At 38.3% G+C, this 23,846-nt stretch carries 26 protein-coding genes and 2 other annotated features; of the genes, 21 read left to right on the plus strand and 5 right to left on the minus strand.

Going from position 1 to position 23,846, the window contains the following annotated elements; translation table 11 throughout:
- The first annotated feature begins 85 nt into the window (after positions 1 to 85).
- The 13 genes from ACQKN2_RS04315 (at position 86) to ACQKN2_RS04375 (ending at position 9,772) form a co-directional block, all read left to right on the plus strand.
- On the plus strand, positions 86 to 652 hold the full coding sequence (locus ACQKN2_RS04315; RefSeq protein ID WP_427413849.1) for a nucleotidyltransferase family protein: 567 nt from the start codon (positions 86 to 88) through the stop codon (positions 650 to 652).
- Between the two features lie 25 nt (positions 653 to 677).
- Positions 678 to 1,172, plus strand: a complete 495-nt coding sequence (locus ACQKN2_RS04320; RefSeq protein WP_427413850.1) for a DinB family protein — start codon at positions 678 to 680, stop codon at positions 1,170 to 1,172.
- Positions 1,154 to 1,984, plus strand: a complete 831-nt coding sequence (locus ACQKN2_RS04325) for a helix-turn-helix domain-containing protein (protein ID WP_427413851.1) — start codon at positions 1,154 to 1,156, stop codon at positions 1,982 to 1,984. Before ACQKN2_RS04320 ends, ACQKN2_RS04325 begins: the two co-directional genes overlap by 19 nt.
- Before the next feature lie 407 nt (positions 1,985 to 2,391).
- Positions 2,392 to 3,366, plus strand: coding sequence for an ABC transporter substrate-binding protein (locus tag ACQKN2_RS04330; protein ID WP_427413852.1), 975 nt, complete (start codon positions 2,392 to 2,394; stop codon positions 3,364 to 3,366).
- 339 nt (positions 3,367 to 3,705) lie between these two features.
- The gene (locus tag ACQKN2_RS04335) at positions 3,706 to 4,713 is read left to right on the plus strand and encodes a FecCD family ABC transporter permease (RefSeq protein WP_427413853.1); all 1,008 of its coding nucleotides are present in this window, start codon (positions 3,706 to 3,708) and stop codon (positions 4,711 to 4,713) included.
- A 40-nt stretch (positions 4,714 to 4,753) separates the two neighbouring features.
- Positions 4,754 to 5,737 (plus strand): FecCD family ABC transporter permease, encoded by a 984-nt coding sequence (locus ACQKN2_RS04340; RefSeq protein WP_427413952.1) that lies wholly within the window; start codon positions 4,754 to 4,756, stop codon positions 5,735 to 5,737.
- A gap of 29 nt (positions 5,738 to 5,766) precedes the next feature.
- Positions 5,767 to 6,549: an ABC transporter ATP-binding protein gene (locus ACQKN2_RS04345; RefSeq protein WP_427413953.1), complete on the plus strand. Its 783-nt coding sequence runs from the start codon at positions 5,767 to 5,769 to the stop codon at positions 6,547 to 6,549.
- Positions 6,546 to 7,325 carry an alpha/beta hydrolase gene (locus tag ACQKN2_RS04350; RefSeq protein WP_427413854.1) on the plus strand — a complete coding sequence of 260 codons (780 nt, stop codon included), beginning with the start codon at positions 6,546 to 6,548 and terminating at the stop codon, positions 7,323 to 7,325. Before ACQKN2_RS04345 ends, ACQKN2_RS04350 begins: the two co-directional genes overlap by 4 nt.
- A gap of 92 nt (positions 7,326 to 7,417) precedes the next feature.
- Positions 7,418 to 7,555 carry a hypothetical protein gene (locus ACQKN2_RS04355; protein WP_427413855.1) on the plus strand — a complete coding sequence of 46 codons (138 nt, stop codon included), beginning with the start codon at positions 7,418 to 7,420 and terminating at the stop codon, positions 7,553 to 7,555.
- A gap of 104 nt (positions 7,556 to 7,659) precedes the next feature.
- Positions 7,660 to 7,866, plus strand: coding sequence for a GNAT family N-acetyltransferase (locus ACQKN2_RS04360; protein ID WP_427413856.1), 207 nt, complete (start codon positions 7,660 to 7,662; stop codon positions 7,864 to 7,866).
- A gap of 12 nt (positions 7,867 to 7,878) precedes the next feature.
- Entirely contained in the window at positions 7,879 to 8,523 is a 645-nt protein-coding gene (locus tag ACQKN2_RS04365) for an aspartate/glutamate racemase family protein (RefSeq protein WP_427413857.1), read from the plus strand.
- A gap of 156 nt (positions 8,524 to 8,679) precedes the next feature.
- The gene (locus ACQKN2_RS04370) at positions 8,680 to 9,108 is read left to right on the plus strand and encodes a hypothetical protein (RefSeq protein WP_427413858.1); all 429 of its coding nucleotides are present in this window, start codon (positions 8,680 to 8,682) and stop codon (positions 9,106 to 9,108) included.
- Positions 9,109 to 9,259: 151 nt separating this feature from the next.
- Positions 9,260 to 9,772, plus strand: a complete 513-nt coding sequence (locus ACQKN2_RS04375; protein ID WP_427413859.1) for a YfiT family bacillithiol transferase — start codon at positions 9,260 to 9,262, stop codon at positions 9,770 to 9,772.
- A gap of 151 nt (positions 9,773 to 9,923) precedes the next feature.
- Here the strand turns inward: ACQKN2_RS04375 and ACQKN2_RS04380 are convergent, their stop codons facing one another.
- Both ACQKN2_RS04380 and ACQKN2_RS04385 read right to left on the minus strand, forming a co-directional pair.
- Positions 9,924 to 10,529, minus strand: coding sequence for an exosporium glycoprotein BclB-related protein (locus tag ACQKN2_RS04380; RefSeq protein ID WP_427413860.1), 606 nt, complete (start codon positions 10,527 to 10,529; stop codon positions 9,924 to 9,926).
- A 258-nt stretch (positions 10,530 to 10,787) separates the two neighbouring features.
- Positions 10,788 to 11,981, minus strand: a complete 1,194-nt coding sequence (locus ACQKN2_RS04385) for a hypothetical protein (RefSeq protein WP_427413861.1) — start codon at positions 11,979 to 11,981, stop codon at positions 10,788 to 10,790.
- Between the two features lie 320 nt (positions 11,982 to 12,301).
- On the opposite strand from ACQKN2_RS04385, the gene ACQKN2_RS04390 reads away from it, so the two are divergent.
- From ACQKN2_RS04390 to ACQKN2_RS04405, 4 genes are all read left to right on the plus strand, one after another.
- A complete protein-coding gene (locus ACQKN2_RS04390; protein ID WP_427413862.1) occupies positions 12,302 to 12,940 on the plus strand; it encodes a hypothetical protein in 639 nt (212 codons plus the stop codon).
- A gap of 141 nt (positions 12,941 to 13,081) precedes the next feature.
- Positions 13,082 to 13,657 (plus strand): hypothetical protein, encoded by a 576-nt coding sequence (locus tag ACQKN2_RS04395; RefSeq protein WP_427413863.1) that lies wholly within the window; start codon positions 13,082 to 13,084, stop codon positions 13,655 to 13,657.
- A complete protein-coding gene (locus ACQKN2_RS04400; protein ID WP_427413864.1) occupies positions 13,650 to 13,946 on the plus strand; it encodes a hypothetical protein in 297 nt (98 codons plus the stop codon). Before ACQKN2_RS04395 ends, ACQKN2_RS04400 begins: the two co-directional genes overlap by 8 nt.
- Positions 13,947 to 13,960: 14 nt before the next feature.
- The gene (locus ACQKN2_RS04405; protein WP_427413865.1) at positions 13,961 to 14,764 is read left to right on the plus strand and encodes a hypothetical protein; all 804 of its coding nucleotides are present in this window, start codon (positions 13,961 to 13,963) and stop codon (positions 14,762 to 14,764) included.
- Between the two features lie 152 nt (positions 14,765 to 14,916).
- On the opposite strand, the gene ACQKN2_RS04410 is transcribed toward ACQKN2_RS04405, so the two are convergent.
- On the minus strand, positions 14,917 to 15,459 hold the full coding sequence (locus tag ACQKN2_RS04410; RefSeq protein WP_427413866.1) for an isoprenylcysteine carboxyl methyltransferase family protein: 543 nt from the start codon (positions 15,457 to 15,459) through the stop codon (positions 14,917 to 14,919).
- Position 15,460: 1 nt separating this feature from the next.
- Entirely contained in the window at positions 15,461 to 16,543 is a 1,083-nt protein-coding gene (locus ACQKN2_RS04415) for a type III polyketide synthase (protein ID WP_427413867.1), read from the minus strand.
- A 375-nt stretch (positions 16,544 to 16,918) separates the two neighbouring features.
- Between ACQKN2_RS04415 and rsgA the strand changes: the two genes are divergently transcribed.
- From rsgA to metG, 4 genes are all read left to right on the plus strand, one after another.
- Positions 16,919 to 17,992 (plus strand): ribosome small subunit-dependent GTPase A, encoded by a 1,074-nt coding sequence (rsgA, locus tag ACQKN2_RS04420; RefSeq protein ID WP_427413868.1) that lies wholly within the window; start codon positions 16,919 to 16,921, stop codon positions 17,990 to 17,992.
- Between the two features lie 42 nt (positions 17,993 to 18,034).
- Positions 18,035 to 18,460: a FosM family fosfomycin resistance protein gene (gene fosM, locus ACQKN2_RS04425; protein WP_427413869.1), complete on the plus strand. Its 426-nt coding sequence runs from the start codon at positions 18,035 to 18,037 to the stop codon at positions 18,458 to 18,460.
- A gap of 55 nt (positions 18,461 to 18,515) precedes the next feature.
- Positions 18,516 to 19,163 carry an HAD hydrolase-like protein gene (locus ACQKN2_RS04430; RefSeq protein WP_427413870.1) on the plus strand — a complete coding sequence of 216 codons (648 nt, stop codon included), beginning with the start codon at positions 18,516 to 18,518 and terminating at the stop codon, positions 19,161 to 19,163.
- A 122-nt stretch (positions 19,164 to 19,285) separates the two neighbouring features.
- Positions 19,286 to 19,666: a binding site (T-box leader), on the plus strand.
- A 164-nt stretch (positions 19,667 to 19,830) separates the two neighbouring features.
- The gene (metG, locus tag ACQKN2_RS04435) at positions 19,831 to 21,465 is read left to right on the plus strand and encodes a methionine--tRNA ligase (RefSeq protein ID WP_427413871.1); all 1,635 of its coding nucleotides are present in this window, start codon (positions 19,831 to 19,833) and stop codon (positions 21,463 to 21,465) included.
- 49 nt (positions 21,466 to 21,514) lie between these two features.
- On the opposite strand, the gene ACQKN2_RS04440 is transcribed toward metG, so the two are convergent.
- Positions 21,515 to 23,086 carry a 2-isopropylmalate synthase gene (locus tag ACQKN2_RS04440; RefSeq protein WP_427413872.1) on the minus strand — a complete coding sequence of 524 codons (1,572 nt, stop codon included), beginning with the start codon at positions 23,084 to 23,086 and terminating at the stop codon, positions 21,515 to 21,517.
- 139 nt (positions 23,087 to 23,225) lie between these two features.
- Positions 23,226 to 23,463, minus strand: a binding site (T-box leader).
- Positions 23,464 to 23,846 lie beyond the last annotated feature (383 nt).

Consider the following 23,846-nt stretch of genomic DNA (forward strand, 5'->3'; position numbering starts at 1 on the left):
GATGTTGCTAACAAAATAAGGACATGGGTTGAGAATCATTAATTAGGTAACGACGTAAGCATTGGTATGACAAATTCAGAGGTGAATGAAACTGATAAAAACAGAAGAAGAGCTAAAAAGCTTAATTGCTGCAGATGAATGGGTGATGGGCATTTTAAAAACTGTAGAGAAGCTAAGATTACCTGATTCATGGGTATGTGCTGGATTTATTCGTACGAAGGTATGGGATTATTTGCATGAAAAAGAATACAGAACATCATTAGCTGATATTGATGTGATATATTTTGATAAAGTGAATTCTTTAGAGAATTATGAGAAGCAGTATGAACAAGAATTGAAGAACTATTTACCGAATGAGCCTTGGTCTGTGAAGAATCAAGCAAGGATGCATGTAGTAAATAATAGTACACCTTATCAGTCATCTATTGATGGAATAGCACATTTTCCAGAAATTCCAACAGCTATCGGTGTTAGGCTTGCCGATGGAATACTTGAGATAGCTGCACCTCATGGTATTAAGCACTTAGTTTCTGGGATTGTCGCCCCCACACCATATTTTCAAAAAGGTTTTCCGATGCATGAAGTTTATAAGAGCAGAGTCCAAAATAAACAGTGGGAAATAATTTGGCCGAAACTACAGATTTTCTACTAAAAATGAAGCGAAGGAGCTATTGAATTTGTATCATGATAAACATCAAATAATCTCGCATTATGAAAAATCTATCGTATTTGTGGAAAGTTTAGTAAATATAACTGAAGAACAATGGCGTACCCCTATAGAGCCTGGGAAATGGACGGTTGCAGAGGTAATTGGACATCTTACACCGTGGGATGAATTCGTATTAAACCAACGTTTACCGTTTCTTTTTACAAAGGAAAGCTTACCAAAAGGACCAGATGTAGGAGAGATGAATGCTAGTGCAGCAAGAAATAGTCGTGCACAAAGTAAAGAAGAAACGATAGCCAGTTTTATCGATCAGAGACATCAGCTAATTGACGCGCTTTATCAAATAGTTGATCAGCAATGGCAACAGCCTTTTACAATAGGTGCTTCTGAATTAACACTTCACCGTTATTTTGCTAGTTTAGTAGATCATGATCTACATCATTTTTCACAAATTCAAAGCGTTGTAAAGAATGTAGAGGTTATAAAATGGATATCAAGCATTTAATTGATTACTATGCACATGCGTCTGTAAAATTTACGGATGTTTTTACAAATAAAATGGAGCCAGGCCAAGTAGATAAAGGGCGAACAACAGCCCCTGGGAAGTGTGGATTGGTTGTGCCGCTTGCTGGTAGCGCTATATTTAGCTTTAACGGTACCCCTTATACAATGGAGCCGGGTATGATCGTACATGCAGGACCACAAATGCCAATCGAAATTAGAGCTTCTGATGATAAAGGATGGGAATATGCAGTTGTTCATTATCAACTTTCTCCCGAAGAGTCAATTTTATATCCATTATCAACTCAGCACTTTTTAATCAATACAGGTTATCATACTAAAATTATTGATTATGTACAGCAGCTAATAGAAAGCAAAGCAATGCTAGGTAATATGTCAGTATTCAAAGCAAAGACTCTATTTATGAATCTTTTGGAAGCCATTCTTATGTCGGCAAAAGTGAAGGTGCTCGATACGGCAAGTGACGAGATGGAGCAAGCTTTACAGTATATACATGAGAATTATGCTACACAACTTTCGGTTTCGAAAATTGCTGAAGAATTTAGCGTGGAGCGTCGTAGGTTTGCCTATCTGTTTGAACAGCATACAGGGATGAATCCTAGCGTATACTTAACGGAATATCGCATCCGGCGGTCGAAGGAGTTACTGAAATATGACGATTCTCCAGTAGCGGAAATAGCAGAATGTGTAGGTTATGTAGATTGCTTTTATTTCAGTCGAGTATTTAAAAAATGTACTGGAATGTCGCCGACAACATATCGAAAAACAATGCTTGAGGAAGCTAAATACTTATAAAAAAGTTGTTTCTTGAAAAAAGAAGCAGCTTTTTTTGTAGATCAATTATGCCTCGGCATAATTGCATCCGGAATCGGTAAGGAGGCTTTAACTTCTTTCAGCAAATATATTTTGTACCGAAAGTGTAGCGACAGGTACAGGTGTTTGGACATCCGTTGAAAAGTAACTTTGCCCCGCATTCATCTCACCACCTATACAGGTGGGAGACTACCGCTGAAAGAAGTTGAAAAATCGGCAAAAGTCCATGTGATTCGTGAAATTGTCCATTCACAACGGGTTTTCTCTTTGTTAGGATAGGAATCGTAAATGATAATGAATATCAATTAAATTGATAAACTCTATTGACTTATAAATGAAAATGATTATCATTATCAATATAATCAGGTTCGTTAGGAGAGAATATATCTATGAATAAATATTTTAAGATGTGTGCACCTGCTCTATTAGCTCTATCTTTGGCTGCATGTGGAACGGATAAAGCAGAAGAGTCTTCTACATCTACAAATAATGTAGCAGAAACTAGTGCAACAGAAGATCAAGCGAAAACACAAACGATTACATACTTAGGTGAAAAATATGAAATTGCCGCAGATGTTAAAAATATAGTAGCTGCAAGCTTAGAGTCTATGGAAGATGCGGCAATGCTCGGGATTAAGCCTGTTGGTGTGCTTGATATCGGTGGGAAAATTCCAACATATCTTGCTTCTGAATTAGAAGGTGCTGAGCTTGTTGGAAATAAAATGACACCGAATACTGAAGCCATTCTTAAACTAGATCCAGATGTTATTTTAGGTTCCTCAAAATACCCTGAGGAAATGGCTGAAAAGCTTAAAAAAATTCAAACGATGATTCCGTATTCACATGTCTCTACAAATTGGAAAGAGAACTTAACGTTACTTGCACAGCTTTCAGGGAAAGAAGATGAGGCAAAAAAAATCATTGCAGATTATGAAGCGAAGGTAGCTGATTCTCAAGTGAAATCTAAAGAGCAATTAGCGGACAAGCAGATCCTAGTTATTCGAGTACGTGGTGGCATCATGTATATCTATCCTGCAGGCGTTTACTTAAACCCTGTTTTATATGAAGATTTAGGGGCTCCAATACCAGAAGTTTTAAAAACTGCAAAGGCACAGGCTGAACTATCTCTTGAAACATTAGCAGAAGTTAATCCTGATGCTATTTTCCTTCAATTCGAGGAATCAGAAAATGCCGACGCACCAAAAGCATTAGAAGAGCTACAAAAGAATCCGATTTTCGCAAGCTTGAAGGCATCACAAAATAAACAGGTTTTCGTTAATGCCATTGAACCTTTAGCGCAAGGTGGTACAGCATGGTCTAAGGTGAAATTCTTAGATATCGCAGCTGAAAAATTACTTAAATAATGTAGAGAGGGCTGGTAATAGATTTGGTGGTGTCACCAGGCTATTATCAGCCTTTTATAAAGTGAGTTCAACTTCTTTCAGCGGCACCCGCTGAAATAGAAGAACTCAGTCTAGGAACGCCACGTCCTGTGGCAACGACTGAGTGACCAACATCACGTTGGCCCAAAGCCTCCGGCGGATGTCACGGAAACGGAAAGGAGTGCTTAGGGGATGTTAGCCTAAAATCATCGCATCCATGCGATAACGGCTAACTGACCTGCATCACGCAGGCCTAGGCACAAAGCCGATTCCGGACGCAATTATGCCGAGGCATAATTGATATAGAAAAAGGTGTGGAAGTTGAAAAAAACAAACATTATGGCATTTTCACTATTAGCAGCTTCTCCATTCCTCATTGCGATTGTGGCATTAGTATCCGTTATGTATGGCACAAAAGACATTAGCGCAATAACGGTGTGGCAGGCGATTACTGCATTTGATTCTTCGAATGTGGACCACCAAATTATACGAACAGGACGTATTCCTAGAATTGCCGCTATTTTACTGGTGGGAGCATTTTTAGCAGTAGCTGGCGCAGTGATGCAAGGTATTACGCGAAATTATTTAGCATCCCCATCCTTAATGGGCGTGAATGATGGTTCGGCATTTATGATCACGTTAGCAATCGTATTTTTCCCAGGGCTTCCTAATTACCAAATGATCCTGCTTTCTATGCTCGGTTCAGCATTAGGAGCAGGGATTGTATTTGGTTTTGGCTCTTTAATTAGAAATGGTTTATCACCGGTAAGGCTTGCTATTATTGGGACGGTCATTGGTACATTTTTAAGCAGTATTGCTACAGCCATTGCGATGTATTTCCAAGTATCACAAACGGTAAGTGTTTGGTATAACACAAAAGTACATATGGTGGATATGGATATGCTCATGCTATCGATCCCATTTGGACTAGTCGGTTTAGTTCTTGCGTTATTATCAGCTAAGGCTATTACGATCACTTCACTAGGAGAAGATATCGCTATTGGACTTGGGCAAAAAACAAAGGCCGTGAAAATTATTAGTATGCTGGCCGTTGTATGTTTAACAGGTACGGCTGTTGCACTTGTAGGGAAGATTGCTTTTGTAGGATTAGTCATTCCTCATATTACACGGTTCCTTGTTGGAGTTGATTACCGCTTTATCATTCCGTGTGCAGCTGTAGTAGGTGCATTTTTCTTAGCGCTTTGTGATGTACTCAGTCGCTTTGTTAATTACCCTTTCGAAACTCCAATCGGTGTATTAACGGCCCTGGTTGGTGTCCCATTCTTCTTATATTTAGTTCGTAAACACGGAGGTGAAAAACGTGCGTAAAAAAACCTCAAGTGTATTCGTTGTGACTGTTTCAATACTGATGTTATTTATTTTGGGTGCCAGCTATCTCCATCTTACAAATGGTGTCTTTGATATGTCGGTGATGGATGTCTTAAAAACATTGCTACGCATCGAGCCAAACCCCAAATTTGATCTTGTCATTTTTGAATTCCGTTTACCACGTATTGTCATTGCAGGATTAGTCGGTATTGGCTTAGGGATGGCGGGGGTTGTGCTACAAGGTATTACGCGCAATGGCCTAGCAGACCCTGGGATATTAGGGATCAATGCAGGTGCCGGTGCAGCAGTGGTAATATTTATGTTTTTCTTTCAATTACGTCTCACATCTGCAGATATGAGCAGCTGGTTCTCCATTTTGATGATGCCCATTTTTGGGTTTGTCGGTGGTGCGATGGCCGCTGTGTTAATTTTCTCATTTGCCCTGAAAAATGGTCATTTAGATATGCAACGACTAATTTTAACAGGGATTGCGATTAATAGTGGCTTTGGGGCATTGTCTTTGTTTTTATCATTGAAAATGAATGCTCAGGATTTTGAAGGTGCAGCAGTTTGGATGGCAGGATCCATTTATAATGCAAACTGGATTTTTGTTGTGACTATGCTGCCGTGGCTTATTTTATTAAGCTTTTACGTTTACCGGAAATCATATTTGCTCGATTATTTTCAATTAGAAGAGGATAGTATTACAAGCTTAGGGATAGCGGTAGAAAAAGAGAAAATGAAGCTGTTATTGGCAAGTGTCGGCCTGGTCAGTGCCTGTGTATCGGTATCAGGTAGTATCGGTTTTATTGGATTAATGGCACCACATATTGCTAAACAGCTTGTTGGTATACAACATCGTTATGTCATGCCAGTAAGTGCGTTGATAGGCGCGGGCTTGCTTATTGCAGCTGATTTTATAGGAAAAACAGTATTTGCGCCGTCTGAGCTGGCAGTTGGTATTGTTGTCTCAATTATCGGGATTCCATATTTCTTATATTTACTAGTGAAATCGAAGGCATAGGGGGAAATCGTGTGCAAACGGCATTTAGAATGGAAAATTTGGCTTCTGGCTATGAACAGGTTCGGGTGTTTGAAGGCTTAAATTTAACAATAGAAGAAGGAAAGATTACGACTATTATTGGCCCTAATGGATGTGGAAAATCTACACTATTAAAAACGATTGGTCGTATATTAAAGAAGCAGCAGGGTACGGTTTATTTACAGGATCAAAACATGCAAAAATTATCGACGAAGGACATTGCGAAAAAGCTAGCTATCTTATCACAGACGCCTATTGCACCAGGTCAGTTAAAGGTTGAGGAGCTCATTGCTTATGGTCGTTATCCACATCGAAATAATGTGAATCGCTTAACAAAAAAGGATGAGGAAATGATTGAATGGGCCTTAAATGTGACAAATACACTTGAGTATCGAAATCGAGAGCTTGCTCAGCTTTCTGGAGGTCAACGCCAACGTGTATGGCTGGCGATGGCTTTAGCGCAAGAAACGAATATTTTGCTATTGGACGAACCGACAACTTATTTAGATATGGCACATCAGTTAGAGGTGCTAGAAATTGTGAAAAACTTAAATGAGCGGCATCGTTGTACTATTGTTATGGTATTGCACGACATTAATCACGCGGCACGATATTCTGATCATTTAATCGCAATGCGACAAGGAACTGTAATGAAAACTGGCACGCCTGAGGAAATTTTATGTGCAGATGTTATGCGAAACGTATTCAATATTAATGCACGTATTATGCAAGATCCAGTTACGCAAACACCAGTATGTTATGGCTATGATGTTATGAAGGAGACTGACAAATGATTGAGGAGAAAACCGCGAAAGCACTTGATTATATGACACAACAAATTGAATCGAAGTTTACGGATTATACGTATACGGTAAATATCTATGTACCAAATGGAGAAGTACCGGAAGGGGGTTTTCCAGTCTTATACGTATTAGATGGGTCGTCTTATTTTCATCTTGTAAAGGAAGCGGTCCGCCTTCAAAGTCGTAATGCGCCTAAAACAGGAGTCTTATCAGCCGTTGTTGTTGGCATTGGGCACGGTGCTGACATGCATGAACGCCGATTTTATGATTTTACAGGACAAGCCGAAACATATACGTATCCTGCAAGATTTAAAGGTAAGGGCTATGAGAAACATGGGGGAGCAGAGAATTTTAGTACATTTTTAGAGGAGGAATTAAAGCCAAGTATTCAGGCGCAATTCCCTGTAAATATGCAGCAGCAATCACTGTTTGGGCATTCATTAGCAGGCTACTTTGTGCTTTGGCAATTATTCCATCATCAAGCAACCTTCCAACGTTATATAGCGATTAGCCCTTCAATTTGGTGGAATGAGCATGAACTATTCAGTTATGCCTCAACATTTATAAAAGAGCGTCCATTTGCTTATGAAAAATTATTCATCGGTGTGGGGGAACTTGAAACCTTTATGGTGGATGATGCTCAACAAATTGCGAGCGACTTAGGGAACATTATGGACGTTGCGTTTTATGAAGCGTTGGAGGAAAATCATGCATCAGTCGTCCCGACGGTAATGAGTAAAGCAATTCGTTTTGTGAATAAAAACTAATAGTAGTAACCGCATTATCTTGTGATGATGCGGTTTATTTTTGTTTAAAAATGCATTATAATGTATTTTTAAACAAAAAGGAGTGTTGGCGGATGAACATTATTTTAGCGCAGGTAGAGGAAGCTTCAGTAATTCATAACGTTATGCTACATGCTTTTAACTTCTTTCAGCGCGTGTCCAAACACCCGCTGAAAGAAGTTAAAGCCTCCGGCGGATGTCACGGATTTTGAAAGGAATGAATTGTGCGGGCACAATTCAAAATCCGGACGCAATTACGCCAAGGCGAAATTGATTTTTTAGATTATCTGTTATTCCAGAAAAGCAGGGACAAGGATTGGCTAAAGCATTAATTGAAGAGCTTGAACAATATGCTCGTAAGAAAGAAAAAACGATTAGCGAATGTAAAGTACGTATGAGTGTACCAAGAAATATTGAGTTATATCGCTCGTTAGGTTATGTTGTCACAAAAGAGAGCAAGGAAGAAAATCGTAACGGTTTCTCTCTTTCTGTAGCGACAATGGAAAAGCAGCTTACTAATTAGGGGGGGCTAGTCTTGAGGAAGAAGCTTGGTTGTTTACATGCACATCATTCAAATATTGAGTATATAGAACAGGCATTTCAAAACATTGAGAAGGTAGAGTTAGTTCATTTTGTAGATCCAGGTCTTATACAGCAAGTTTCAAAAGGGACTGACGGGTTAGTTTTTAAGGTGAAAGAACAACTTAAGTGGATGGAAAGTTGTAATATGGATGCCATTTTAATAACGTGTACTAATTACATTGCATTGTTAGAGGAAGAGCAGTTGGAACTTTCTATTCCCATTATTAAAATAGATGAGCCCTTCTTTGAAACAGTATGTGAAGAAAAACAGCCTCAAATGATACTTTTTACAAATCCTGAAACTGTAGAAGGTACGATGAACAGACTTCAGCAATACGCTTTACTACATGAAAAATCCATTAATGCTGAAGTTAAAGTTATCAACAATACGTTTGAACTGATTATTCAGGGAAAAAAGGATGCATATAATAACGCTATTATACAAACTCTTCATGATGTAGCGAGGGAACAGCAGCACATTTCAGTTGCACAGCTTTCAATGGTTGAAGCAGCACAGCAATTCGAAAAAGAGTCAGCCTTAACGGTTATTCATCCGCTAAAGTCGTTAGTTAAATTTGTGATGAGGTTTATAGAATAATAGGTTGCATTAGAAGAAGTATATTTTCTGAATACTCTGCAACAATATGAGTGAAAAAATCGTTTCATAGGAAATAACCGTGATTATTTAAGGGGTGATGAAATGAGGCGATGTATAGTTTTGTTTTCGATGTTGTTGTTTTTGGTAGGCTGTACAATGAATGAGAAAGCGGTTGCTCTGCCAAATGATCTACCTGATTTTGTGCAAGAAAGTGACTTTAAATCAATTGATTGGGACAAAAAGGCAGTAGAATTTGGAGAGAGGGGTATTATCGGTAATGCAAATAAATCGGGTGTTATCGGTGCCAATACGCCGAGTTTAAACACTCAAAAATGGATGTGGCATATTTGGGGAATTGAAGAAGGTCACGATACCAAGTTAACAATTGTCGGGTATCATAAAGATTCTAAAACAGTGCATCCTATTTTAGTAGATGGTTGGACTACAGGGCTTGGCGGACCTGTTAATGGGGCAGATGCTCATACACCTTCAAGTGTAAAGATCCCGAAACCAGGAGAATGGGCAATTTTACTTTATAAGAATGAGAGCTATTTTGATACGTTAATTTATGATATTACTGAATAAAAAGTTAATGTTCCACATAATGTGACCCTCGTTTTGTAAGCTAAAATTCTTACAAAATGAGGGTTTTATTTAGAAGAATGAATGTGAATAGCGTGAAAAATATAAAATTGGTAATATGAAAAGTAAGAAAATAGAAATGGAGGATAGCTACATGACCGATTTACGATATCCAATTGGACAATTTCAATTTCCGGAAGTAGTGACAGCACAGCAAGTAAAGGAATGGATAGAGGATATTCATCTATTACCGACACAACTAGCAGAGGCACTTCACGAAGCAAGTGAACAAGCCTTAACACAATCCTACCGAGAAAATGGCTGGACGGTTACGCAGCTTGTCCACCATATTGCAGATAGTCATATGAACAGCTACATTCGTTTTAAGCTAGCTTTGACAGAGGATACTCCGACAATTAAACCTTATAACGAAGTGGAGTGGGCACAGCTTCCGGATTCAGAAATGCCTGTTTCGGCATCTTATAAAATGATTGAAGGTTTACATGAACGCTGGGTTTATTTGCTGGAAAGCTTAACAGCAGAGCAATTACAACGAGCATTTAATCATCCTGATTCAGGGTTAATGACGCTTGAAAAAGCTGTAGCCTTATATGCTTGGCACGGAAAGCATCATCTTGCACATATTCAAGTGGCTTTGGCGAAATAAAGGCAATAATTTTAACAGCTAAAAACAGGTGATTTCTCAATTAGAAGAAATCACCTATTCAAACGTTTGAATTATTGCCGAATGTTTTCCATTTTTGAACGGGTGATGTTACTGTAATGGTAGTTTTTATTTAAATTTACGATTACAATCTCTATTCAATAGTGATTCCTGCACTTGCGTTACCAACAATGACGTTTATTAAAGGAGCAATTCCTGATGCAGTAGCTGAGAATACCATTAATAAACGATCACCAGCAACTACTGGTACTGGTGTAACGTTTGTAGTGCCACTTGTTAAAGTACCTATCGCAAATGTTGTGAAGGATGGTACTAAATCAACAAGTGCTGTTGTAGGACTGAAAATATTACTTCCCGCAGCTGCACGGTAAACTTGAGCTCTGATTGTTACTGTTCCTGCAACACTTACAGCTGCTAGTATACTAAAGGATGCTGAAATAGCTGTAATAGTACCTGCACGTGGAACATTAAAAGCTTCCGTTGTCACAAGACTTAAGTCAATATTACCGCCGCCAGTAAGCACAGTTGGAACAGCAGTACCGAATCCTACAATACTTACTAAATTAATTAATCCACTAGCAACTGTTGACACTTCAGCTCCGGTAAGTCCAGAGGAGAATGGGATGATTGAGCCAGTAGTAACCCTAGTTGGAGTAATACATGCAGCGTCGACTGCTAAGAAAGGTCCAAAATTTTCACATTCATTATTAGATGAGCAGCCACACGTAGAATTATTCATACACATTTTTACACCCCCTTTCTTCATTATTCTATTCAGCTAAGATTGGGGGGGAAGGGCAATTATCTGTTTCGTAGTTTTTAAATGTGGAAATTTTGAGGTTCCTTTTGAGAAGCTTTGGCATTTTGCGAGTACTTACTAATAGTACTTATTTTTTCAATTGAACATAAAAAAGTCCAATATGTATGTTCATACTTATTGGACTTATTCATCGTATACTTCTCCAGTTTGTTAAACATTGTACATCCTAATTTTAAACTAACTCCATTTTCGAAAGAAATTGAAAAACAAAGAGTTCTTTTCTTTTTTATGCCCTTCTTCAGTTGATTCTTCTTTTAGCTCAGGTTGTTTGTTTACCTCTTCAATTTGTATATGGGTTTCATATTTTTCCTCTGGCGTAGCTTCAAAAACTTCAAATTCGTCATTTTTTAAAGTGGTGGATGTATTTGTGTCGACTGGCTTAACTACTTCAGAAGGTTCAGGAACGGCATGTTCAGCAACTACTTTAGAAGCTTCAGGAATGGCAGGCTCATTAACTACTTCAGAAGCTTCGGGAATGGCAGGTTTATTAATTACTTCAGCTTCTTCAGGAGTGACAGGCTCATTTGTTAGTATAGAGCTCATTTCATCTATAGTGACAGTGTTATTAATTTTTTCGGGTTCTACGTAATTTACTAAATCTTTCGCATTAAGGTCATTGTCAGTGGAATTATGGATTTCGGTATGCGGTAAAGTATTAGATTCATAAACACTAATTGGAATTTCCTGTGCATTGGTAGCGTTTTTAAAATGGAAGGAGGATTTGGTAGTGGTATTTCTATATAAACCATTATATATTTGGCTTGGATGAGTATTTATTGATTGAAAATATTGTTGATTAAAATGGCGTTCTTCGGGTACATTTCTTTGGTTTCCGTTGTGAGCAGAAGGTATATCATTGTTACCATCTAATTGCGCATTTATTGCTTTACCTGCCAGACTTTGTAGCATTTTATAAGATGGCTGTTTTGATGTAATCGCCGATTGGCTTGTTGTCTGTGTAATGATCAGATCCCTTTGTGCACCGTTAGCAATAAATTTAGATGTGTTTTCAGTTTTATGTGTAGTAGTTGGAGCTTCAGTATTTTCACTAGTGAGTAATTTGTTTAAAACCCTTAGTATTTCTTGGTTCATTTCCTCAATCGTTTGATTTAGAGACTCAATTTGTGCCGATAGAAGTTTTATCTGCTCCTCATTGCCTCCGATTTGTGAATTTTGCTTATCATCTATTGTTTCAGTTTGCCCTTCTAAAAGTGCCATTTGCGTTTTAATCCCATCAAAATCCATTTTCATAAATAAATAATCTTCAATTGAAGTTCCCGTTTTTAATGAAGTTAACGTGTCCTTGTAGGCTTCTATTTTTTGCTTCAATTTTTCAATGTCTTGAGTGCAGTACAATTTTGAATTTTCCATTGCATTTTCACCCCTTTCAGTCCATTAATATTTTATTAAAAATATTTACTTTCTGTTACAAATATACCGGTCCTTTCAAACATTCTTGTTTCTCCTTAAGAAGCGGAGATGTAAGCAAAAACGATACATACTGATACTTAAGTATTTTAACTTCTTTCAGCAAATGTTTTTTGTAGCGAAAGCAAAGCGTCAGCGGCAATTATGCCGAGGCATAATTGATTAATAAAAATCAGAACGAATTACTTTTTAGCCCATGCACTTTTAGTCAGAAAACATAAGATACAAACGAAAGGTAAAAAAAATATGGAGGTGTCAAAAGGATGCAAGAGAGTATGCCATCCCAGGCGCAGGAACAAATTTGTATAAACGTCGATAAGGTATTTGACTGGATTGTAAAGGAAGCGTCGTTCGAGTTTTCTACTACTGGACCAATTAGTTTTCCAGGAGTAACGGCAACTACTAACTTAGCAGGAGCAGTGGTTACATGTAATGTAGTTCCAAGTGCAACTAATCCTATTGTTATTTTGAACCGTGAGAATCGTCAATTCTCTATTGATGGTTCAACGGTATGTCTTCAAAATCTGACTATTCAAAAGAACTTTACTCTTACGTTAGTTGTTACTTTACCAAATGGTACTAAGTTTACAAGCAATCCTATTACAGTTTCACGTTGTGAACAAGTTACATTATGTGCGCCGAAAGGGACAGATGTAGAAATTTTATTCACAGATTTAGATTGTTTCGTGTGTTCAACAGGAACTCCAACACCTGGAGCAGGTACAATTACGTTTTCTGCATTAGTAGTTACTATATCTGTTTGCCAAAGTATTCAATCTACATTCCCAGTTACTGTGGAATTCTTAGCGACTTTCTGCGAGCCAAGAGCAGAATTACCGTTCGCATGTCCGGGTGTAGTTCGCCCAGCGCAATGCCCTGCTGTATTCCCAACTGTTGGTTAATGGTACTAACACATAGAAGAAAATCATATTGTAAAGAGAGGGTAATCCTCTCTTTTTTTTTATGAAAGGACGTAACTGCCACATAAAGAAGTTTGAATTTGCTTTCATTAATTCAATACTATTAGCAAAGGGGTACTGATTATGCTTACTCGCATCGATCGTGTAGAAGAAAAAATTAATGAATTAAAAAAACAAACGGATTTTTATGTTCATGAAATAAAAAAAACGATTGAGGAGTTTATTGTTCCGGAGAGTATTAATGTTATTAGTTATTTCACATCCTCAATTAATATTTCTTATAATCCCGATGAGGAAAGCCTATGCTTGGGCTCTTATCATATTCGCAATTTAGGTAATAAGCCAATAACGAATCCTTATCTATGCATAAAGCTACCTGAAGATTCCCCATTCTCCTTTTCTGGAAGGTATGTCTATGAACATTTTGCACCAAATTTAAAAGGAAACAGTAGTTGGGAGCGAATCAATGATCAATCGAGCAAGGAGGAGTTCTGGCTTAGACCTATAGGAAAAACAACGCTAGAGCCAAACGAGACATTATCATTTCCTAACTTTCAGATCAAATGGGGTCATAAATCATCTTATTCAGGAAGTATCATGGGTTTTACATATTGTGATCAGTTAGAAGATGGTGTAGTTGTCTTAAATCCTATTAATCTCAATGGAATGAGCTATACACAGGAGGGTGAAAATGAGTAAGCGTGAAAATATGAATCAAAAAAAAGATAGTGTTGTCCATCAACTTATGAAGGAACGGCTTGATAATCTATCTAACTATAGTAATGAAGAAAATAATAGCTTTGCTTATCTCGAAAAGGGCACATTGAATCTGCTTATTACCCATTTAATATCAGGAGAAAAGAGTGAAGTTGAAGAAGTTGGCGATGAGGAACGAGAAATGAAGATGATGAAGCAGCTTGATGAAATGTTAGAGGAGAGTAAGGAGCAATTTGAAGAAGTAATAAGTTTACTTAAAAAATTATCGTGATAGGAGGTGGAAGTGTGGATAATGATATTGTCAAAAACAATGATCCTATTCAGCTCCAGCAAATGATCATTTTTTTAAGAGCCGAATTAGCGAAATTTAAAAATGAAGTTAAAAGGCTCAGAGATGGTGATTATTATTCACTAATACTGAGGTTAGAGCGAGAAAATGTCGAATTAACAAAACAGAAAAAGGGGCTTTCGATGGAGCTTTTAAAGCTGAAGAGAGACCATGAAAGAACAACAAAAACTTACTATGATGATATACAAGCAAGAGAAATCCAGAAGAAAAAACAACTTTCTTCGATAGAGGGTTTATTAAAAGAGCTGGAAGAACTGCGTGCAGAAAATAAGCTAATAAAGGAATCTTTAAAATTCACTAAAGATGAATCGATTTCTATGAATTCAGATGTTAATTATAAGACTACAGTGGATGACCTTGAAAATAAGTTGAATGTTTTTACAAGAGATCTAAGCCAACAAATGAAGACTATCATTGAAGCCATCGAAAGATCCCGTTTAGAACAAGCTAATTCAGACAATCTTAATAAGCATTTAGCCAAAGAAATAGAGGAGAAAAGCAGTGAGATAGCAAAATTATCGGATGAATTAGCAGATGTAAAAAATCATAGGCTTTCCCTGAGTGGAAAAACGATGATGAATCCGGAATTCCTTACACACGTAGATGCCCAAGTAAATAAGGTATTGGCTCAATCAGTGGATTTTGAAAAGCAGTTGAATCATAAATTACGCTTGCTTGAGGATTTGGACCACAAATTGAACGCGCTGACTATAGAAATCAATACTGATAAAACTGTATAAAGTATGTTGTGGAAGGCTGTTTCAAAAGTTAAGCAAGACACTTTTGAAGCAGCTATTTTTATGTTGTTAGGATTCTATTATATTGGCATTTTATTCTTCGCAAATCGGGCTTTTACGAGCAGTAAATGTGAGAGAAACAAAAAAGATTTCGGCTAGGATTCCGAAATCTTCTTGTGAAATACATGATTATAATTCGTCGCATCTCGTAAAGCTTTTTCCTCAATTGGAATGCGTACAGATAGCATTGTTACATTTAAAAGTGTAAAGCAGAATGCTGTAAAATATGCTTGGAACATTAAAGGTAGAAGAATAATTTCTAAGCAAACAACTGCGTAATTTGGGTGACGCATAAATGTGTAAGGGCCTTTCCGTACGACTTTTGCATTAGGTAAAATTAGTATTTTTGTGTTCCAAAAAGACCCTAATGAACGAATACACCAAATGCGTAATGCTTGAACGGCAATAAATAATAAAAATAATAATGGAAATAAAGGCGATACACTTTTATGATTAGTAACTACTTCAATAATTAAAAACAGGAAAAAAGCGGCGTGCAAAGTAACCATATATGGATAATGAGAGGAACCAACTTCATAGGCTCCTTGAGAGAGCATCCATTTTTCATTGCGTTTTGCAATGAAAACTTCTGTCAATCTTTGTAGAATGACGAGGCTCAAAATAATGTAAATAATCATGCTACTCCCTCCATTTAAGTAATACAGCTTCAGCACAGAAGCCAGGGCCGAGAGCGACGAGCAAACCCGTATCCTCTACTTGTCCTTCGTTTAACATAAATTGCTCCAACACATATAACACCGTAGGAGATGACATATTTCCATGATATTTTAATATTTCCCGAGAAATGTCGGTTTTTTGGGGAGCTAAATAAAGCGTATCTTCATAAGCTTTTAATACTTTTTTACCGCCAGGGTGTGCAATAAAATGGCTAAGCTGTTCACAGTATAGTTCATGTTCCATTAAAAATTGTTCAATGAATGGGCCGAGCCAATTGGTGATGATGGCAGGGATACTTTTCTGAAAAACGACATGTAGACCATTATTTTTAATATTCCAGCCCATAACATTTTCTGAATCTGGCATCCACTTAGAGCCAGTTCCGATAATAGTAGGTGTTGATTTTTTTACTGCGATATTCACTTCGTCGCCACAGACGAGTATACATGCTGCGCCATCCGCAAAAAGAGAGGCACCGATTAAATTACTTTTTGAAAAATCATTTGGCTGAAAGGTTAGACTACAAAGCTCGACACAAACAACAAGAACTTTTGCTTCCGGATGGGCACGGCAAAAATCATAGGCTCTACTAACACCTGCTGCACCACCAGCACAGCCAAGTCCCCAAAGTGGAATACGCTTAAGTCTGTCTGAAAAAGGAAGTTGATTCATAACCCGTGCATCAATACTTGGTGTAGAAATGCCTGTGCTACTCACGAAAATAATGGCATCAATATCTTTAGGAGAAATCGGTGATTGTAAAAATGCTTCATTTTGTAAACAGGCTTGAATGACGTCAACGCTATATTGTGTAGCTAGCTCAATATATAAATCGTTACGCTCCTCAAAGGAATGATCAGTACGATGCCATTCTGGTGGTATACAAAAATGGCGTGTGGCAATACCACCATTCTCAAACACTTTTAAGTAGCGTTCTAATTTAGGGATTTTTGCATGAAAAAGCTCCTTCGTTAGCTCTTCCGCATTTGTCTGTTGTAATGTGTACGGTGGTTTGTATGTACTGATCGAAATGATTTTTGACAATTCAACATCTCCTTCGTCAATAGTGATCTTGTTTATTGTATGCGGGGAGGGAGGGGATACATGCTTGTAAGTTATAATTGACAATTTCGGAAGATTCCGTTATATTGAAAATAATAAAAACGAAAGTAGGTGATGTGACATGATGAATAAAGCCGCTTTTAACGAACTGCAATTCGGTTTGTTCAATTTCACACGCCTAAAATATACAATTTAACCACACATAGTAGTGAGATTTAATTCATGAATGTGGTGTTTTGTATATGCTCTTAAATGTGCCTGTGAACCTTGTAACTGCCGAATTGCGCAGAGACATGGTTTTTTTGTGTTTATTTTTAATTGATGACAAATGGTATATACATTTAGGAGGAAAACAAATTGAATTTAACAACTTTAGGATTTTCAACATATTTTGAAGAGCAAATGACGGGATTTAAACAGGAGGCTAAGTTAGCGAACTGTGTACCGGCTAGGGTTACTTTAGAGCATAAGCATTCCTATCGTGTACTGGCTGAAGAAGGAGAGTGGCTGGCAACGATTGCTGGACATTACGCGTATACATCATTAGCACGTGAGGATTTCCCTGCAGTTGGGGATTGGGTGTTAGTTGAGAAAATGCCTGGTGAGGAAAAGGCGATTATTCATAAATTGTTTACAAGAAAATCAGTCTTTTCACGTAAGGCTGCGGGTATTGGAATACAAGAGCAGATTGTAGCATCGAATGTTGATATCGTGCTTCTAGTGATGAGCTTAAATGCTGACTTTAATATTCGTCGTTTAGAACGCTATTTAGTAGCTGCGTGGGATTCAGGTGCGAAGCCGGTCGTTGTATTGACGAAGGCTGATCTGTGTGAAGATATTTCTAGTAAGATACGTGAGGTTGAGTCTGTAGCGTTCGGTGTGGACATTTATGTGACTAGTGCTCTGTCAGGAGAGGGCTTAGAAGATATTCGTACGCTATTTACAGAAGGTGTGACAGGTGCGTTGCTCGGTTCTTCTGGCGCAGGGAAATCCACATTGACGAATGCCCTTAGTGGTGAGGACTATATGGAGGTTTCGGATATTCGTGAAGATGATGCGAAGGGGCGCCATACAACCACACATCGTGAATTAGTTTTATTGCCAGGAGGTGGCTGTTTAATTGATACACCTGGAATGCGAGAACTGCAATTATGGGATCAGAGTGACAGCTTAGCCTCTAGTTTTAAGGATATTGAGGAACTTTCTACAGCCTGTCGTTACAGAGATTGCACACATCAGAAGGAGCCACATTGTGCTGTACAGCAAGCCATTACAGATGGTGTGCTTGAACAATCACGTCTCCAAAGCTACTTTAAATTGCAAAGAGAGCTTGCTTTTATCGAACGAAAAGCAAATGCGCAGGCAAAGCTTACTGAGCAACGCAAATCAAAGCAAATTGCAAAGGGGAAGAAAGGTAAAAAATCAAATTAAACGAAACTTGATATGAGCGGTTTCAAGTTGGGGGACATACGCATGACAGTCCAAAACATAAATCATCTATTATTTTCAGTTTCAAATCTTGAGGAATCCATTGCATTCTATGAAAAGGTTTTTGACGCGAAATTATTAGTGAAGGGGAAAAGTACAGCCTATTTCGATGTAGATGGGCTGTGGCTTGCCCTGAATGTAGAACAGGATATTCCACGCAATGAAATACATCAATCTTATACACATATAGCGTTTTCTATCCAGGAAGACGATTTTGACAAAGTGTACGAAAAGCTAATCCAACTTAATGTCAATATCCTAGAAGGTAGACAAAGAGATGTACGAGATAAAAAATCGATTTATTTCACGGATCCAGACGGTCATAAATTCGAATTTCATACAGGGACTTTACAGGATCGATTAGATTACTATAAGAAGGAAAAAATGCATATGGAGTTTTTTGATGACTAATGGTTGCAACACTCCTTCTAATGAATACGTTGATAATGGTAGAAGGGGTGATTTTATGAAAAAAGCTATTATTTTTGATATGGATGGTACTTTATTTCAAACAAATCTAATATTAGAGCCAGCACTATCGGCGACGTTCGATGTGCTACGTGCAAAGGGCTTGTGGCAGGGGGAAACACCCATAGAGAAATACCGCGAAATAATGGGTGTTTCATTACCTGTTGTGTGGGAAACGTTATGTCCTATGCACACGCTAGAGACACGTGAAAAAAGCAATGCATTATTCCACGTTAAGCTTATAGAACAAATACGTAATTGCCAGGGCGCATTGTATCCAAATGCGGAGCAAACACTGGCTACTTTGGCAGATAACTATGATTTATTCATTGCTAGTAATGGACAAACCGAGTACTTACAGGCAATAGTAGAAACCTATCAATTACAGCGTTTTATCAAAGGTACATATAGTATTCAGTCCATTTCGAGTGGTCATAAATCTGATTTAGTGAAAAAGGTAATTGAGGAAAATGCAATTGAACGCGGAGCAGTGGTTGGTGATCGTTCTTCTGATATTCAGGCAGCTCATGACAATCAGTTACTCTCTGTTGGGGTACGTTTCGACTTTGCACAGGAAGCAGAACTACAAAAAGCAGACATTATTATTGATGATTTAAAAGAGTTACTTGATGTAAAGCTAGGATAAACTTTATCGACTACTTATTCTGATTTATTACCCAACTTTTTTGTTTTATCACCCAACTTTTTCATTTTATCGACATCCATTGCAATTCAACAGCAGAAAGAGTAAAATGGTGGAAATCTATAGTAAAAGCATGGATAAGGAAAAGTAAATTGGATAAGCATTATATAGAGAGCCTCTGTTGGTGGAAATGAGGTAAATGTCCCCTTTTGAAAATGACCTTTGAGCTTCGTACCGAAAGCAATTTAGCGAGTAGATTACGACGAGATGGGCACTCGTTACAACAGCGGCAGTATCTCTCACTTCTTTCAGCGGGTGTCTAAACATCCGCTGAAAGAAGTTAAGCCTCCGGCGGATGTCACGGAATCGGCTTTGTGCAAGCACAAAGCCGATTCCGGACGCAATTATGCCGAGGCATAATTGATAATATGAGACGCACTGATGGAGGCAAATAGTGTGAGCTATTTGTAAATATAGGTGGTAACACGGGTATACTCGTCCTAATCAATTTTGATTAGGGCGTTTTTTTATACACTTTTTTAGGTGTGTTGATTAGGGAAATATAGATTTATTATTGATCGGAAAAAGGATTCTGATTAAGTGGGATGAATAAAAAGGTTAATCAACACACCTTACACTTTTTACATTTTTTCGAGGGGAGCTACTTAGGATGACAATTGTTATTGGGGGCGCGTGGCCATATGCAAATGGATCTTTGCATTTAGGGCATGTTGCCGCATTATTACCGGGTGATATTTTGGCTAGATATTATCGACAAAAGGGCGAGAAGGTACTATATGTTTCAGGAAGTGACTGTAATGGCACTCCGATTTCTATTCGGGCTGCACAGGAAAACACGACAACGGAAGCGATTGCTAATCATTATCACGAAGAGTTTTCAAGATGCTTCAATGAATTAGGATTTACCTATGATTTGTATACGAGAACAGATGCGCAGCACCATCATGAATCTGTTCAAACAATTTTTTTACAGCTATTAGCGAACAATTTTTTATACAAAAAGAAAATTGAACAGGCATATTGTGAAACGGACAAGCAGTTTTTGCCTGACCGATTTGTCGAGGGGGTTTGTCCAAACTGTGGTGCCAAGGCACGTGGGGACCAATGTGATAATTGCTCAACCATTTTAGACCCGCTCGATTTGATCGATAAACGCTGTAAGATATGTGGGAGTGTGCCAATTATCAGGGAGACAGAGCATTTTTATTTTGCCTTTAGTCAGTTTCAGGGGGGGCTGGAGACTTATTTAGCACAGGCAAAGACGGAAAAACGCTGGCGAGACAATGCCTTAGGTTTAACAGAGCGTTACTTGGCAGAAGGTGTCCCAGACCGTGCTGTAACAAGGGACTTACCAAATGGAATAGATGTGCCCGTACCAGGTTTTGAAGGCAAAAAAATATATGTGTGGATTGAAGCAGTAGCAGGCTATTTAACAGCAAGTATTGAATGGGCAAAGCAGCATCAACTAGCGATTGAAGATTTGTGGAATGAAGAAACGATTTCGTATTATGTGCATGGTAAGGATAATATTCCGTTCCATACAGTTATATGGCCAGCCATTCTTATGGGGATAGGAGCAAAGGCATTACCTACACATATTGTATCAAACGAATATTTGACATTAGAAAAACGAAAATTATCGACAAGCCAAAACTGGGCGGTATGGGTGCCTTATATTTTAAGTCGTTACGATGCAGATTCCATTCGTTATTTTTTAACAATGAATGCGCCAGAAAATCGCGATACGGACTTTTCTTGGCGAGAATTTATTTATAGTCATAATGGCGAATTACTTGGCGCTTACGGTAATTTTGTTAATCGTACATTGAAGTTTTTAGAGAAATCGTTTGATCGTCAAGTGCCTCATGCCGAGGTAGATGACACTATTCGAACACACACAATTCAGCTGTTTAATGATGTTGGGAATCATATAGAAGCGGCTCATTTTAAGCAAGCGTTAGAGGCTATTTTTGAATATATTCGTGCGGCTAATCGCTATTTTGACGAGCAGCAGCCATGGCTACAGGTGAAAGAGAATGTGGAAGCTGGCAATCGAACACTGGCAACATGTGTTTATATTATTGCTAACCTTGGACAGCTATTACATCCATTTTTACCGTTTTCAGCTGAGAAGGTTAGGGGAATGTTAGGAATAAATGAAGTAACGTGGCATGAGCAAGTGGACTTACCAGCAAGCATTAGCGAAGTGTCGCCACTGTTTGAACGTCTTGATGTTGAATTGATTGAAGAGGAATTTGGAAAGTTAGAAGAGGGCAGTCGATAGGAAAAATAAAAGCAGTATGACACTATTGGGTCATACTGCTTTCGACTATTTAATTCATAACAGGCGTTAATTTGGCAACAACAATACTGTTGATCGCATTAATATAAGCTAGCGCACTCGCTTTTAAAATATCTGTATCTGCAGCTTTGGCGATATACTTTTCACCTTCATGTTCGATTGTAATTTTTACTTTACCAAGCGCTTCCTTACCACGAGAAACGCTATTGATATTATATTCTACAAGTTTCACATCCATGTTTGTAATTTCTGCGATGGCTGAATAAAGGGCATCAATTGGACCTGAGCCTATTGCACTTGCTTTAAATACCTCGCCGCCTTTACGGACTTTCACGCTTGCTGAAGGGAAGCTTGTGTTGCTGACGACTTGTAAATCATCGAAGTCAAAGAACTGATCACTATAGTGAGTGGCATTGGCGTTATTTGCGTCATGCTTTTCATAATAGCTTTCTACAATTACATATAAATCGTGATCGTAAACTTCTTTCTTTGCATCAGCCAGCTTTAAGAAGCCTTCGAAGATTCCTTCGAATTCATCCGCTGAAAGATTTGAAAAGCCCAGTTTTTCAAGAGCGTTTTTCACCGCGTGACGCCCAGAGCGAGCTGTCAGGACTAGCTCCATATCGTCAAGACCTACATCTTCTGGATGGACAATCTCATAGGCATCACGAGATTTAAGAAGACCGTCTTGATGAATACCAGATGAATGGGCAAAAGCATTATCTCCAGTAATCGCTTTGTTTACTTGTACGTCTAAGCCCATAAAGCTTGAAACAAGACGAGACGTATTCATAATTTCTCTTGTGTTAATACGTGTCTCAGCATTGTATACAGAGCTACGTGTTTTTAATGCCATGACGACTTCTTCTAATGCTGCATTTCCTGCGCGTTCACCAATACCGTTAATTGTACATTCTACTTTATCTGCGCCGTTTTTAATCGCAGCAAGCGTATTAGCAGTTGCCATACCAAGATCATTATGACAATGAACACTTAACAGAACGCTGTCGTCTAAGTTTTTCATACGGTCATTTAGTTTATAAATCATCGCTCCGAATTCTTCTGGTTCTGCAAAGCCGACTGTATCAGGTACATTAATCATTGTTGCACCAGCCTTCATTACGGCTTCAATGGTTTTCCAAAGATACTCAAAATCAGAGCGAGATGCGTCTTCTGTTGAATATTGGACTTGTGGTAGAAGAGTTTTCGCATATTTTACTGCATCTATGCCAATCTGTAGAATCTGATCCTTGGATTTACTAAATTTTTTCTCAACATGAATATCAGAAGTACCTAGCACCATATGAATCATAGGATTTTCTGCGTATTTTACAGCATTATAAACAGCATCAATGTCTGCCTGTACAGCACGTGCTAAAGCAGTAATCATAATATCACTTGTATTCCCAACTTTTTGTGCGACAGCTTTAACTGCATCAAAATCTCCTTGTGATGAAGCAGGGAAACCAGCTTCAATAATATCGACGCCTAATTTTTTGAGTTGCTGAGCAATCTCTACTTTTTCGTATAAATTCAGTTTTGCACCTGGCACTTGCTCGCCATCACGTAAAGTTGTATCAAACACCCAAATTTTTCTTCCCATTTTCAAACACTCCTTTTGTAGTAGTTGTCATTATATTGATAATGTCTCTGCTTTGAACCGTTAGCTCTGCTAGAGACGAATTCCACACCTAGGCCAATGATTTAAATAAAAAACAAAAAAACTCGTCTCTATATAAAAATATAGAGACGAGTTTATGCTCGCGGTACCACTCTAATTGACTTTCTCTTTACAGAAAAAGCCCCCTTATCGACAGCCATCACTGTCTATCCTGTTAACGGAGGAAACCGACGTCCCTTACTTAAAGTTCAGGGAGTGGCTCATGGACGAGTTCAAAATGTGTGCCTATCGGTTTGCACCAACCACCGACTCTCTACAAGTACACTTGCATTTCTACTATTTCCAATCTTGGCCTACAATAATGTGTTGTTGAAAGCAATCATACTTCGATATCTCGTGAATGTCAACAATATTCTAAAAATTATTTCTTTTCTGTCTTATTTGGTGATCAATAATTTATTATGAAATCAATCATTTGATAATGATAAAAAATTCCTTTATTTTTTAGCTTTTCTCTGAAATTTTGGGGTGGTTTTGTTAAAACGTATGTCATGTATGAAGGTTGATTGAAGTGGAGGCTGGGCGACTCCTTGGGGATTAGCGTCACAGATGAGACCCTGGAGCGAGCGGGCAGAGGAACGAAGGCTAAAAGCATCACATCCTGTGATAACGCCTTCGTGACCAACATCGTGTTGGCCCAAGCGGCTCATCGGACGCCCCCAGGAAAGTGCCCAGCCGGAAC

Source organism: Lysinibacillus sp. NPDC093688 (assembly GCF_050280145.1).
Classification (GTDB): Bacteria; Bacillota; Bacilli; order Bacillales_A; family Planococcaceae; genus Lysinibacillus; species Lysinibacillus xylanilyticus_B.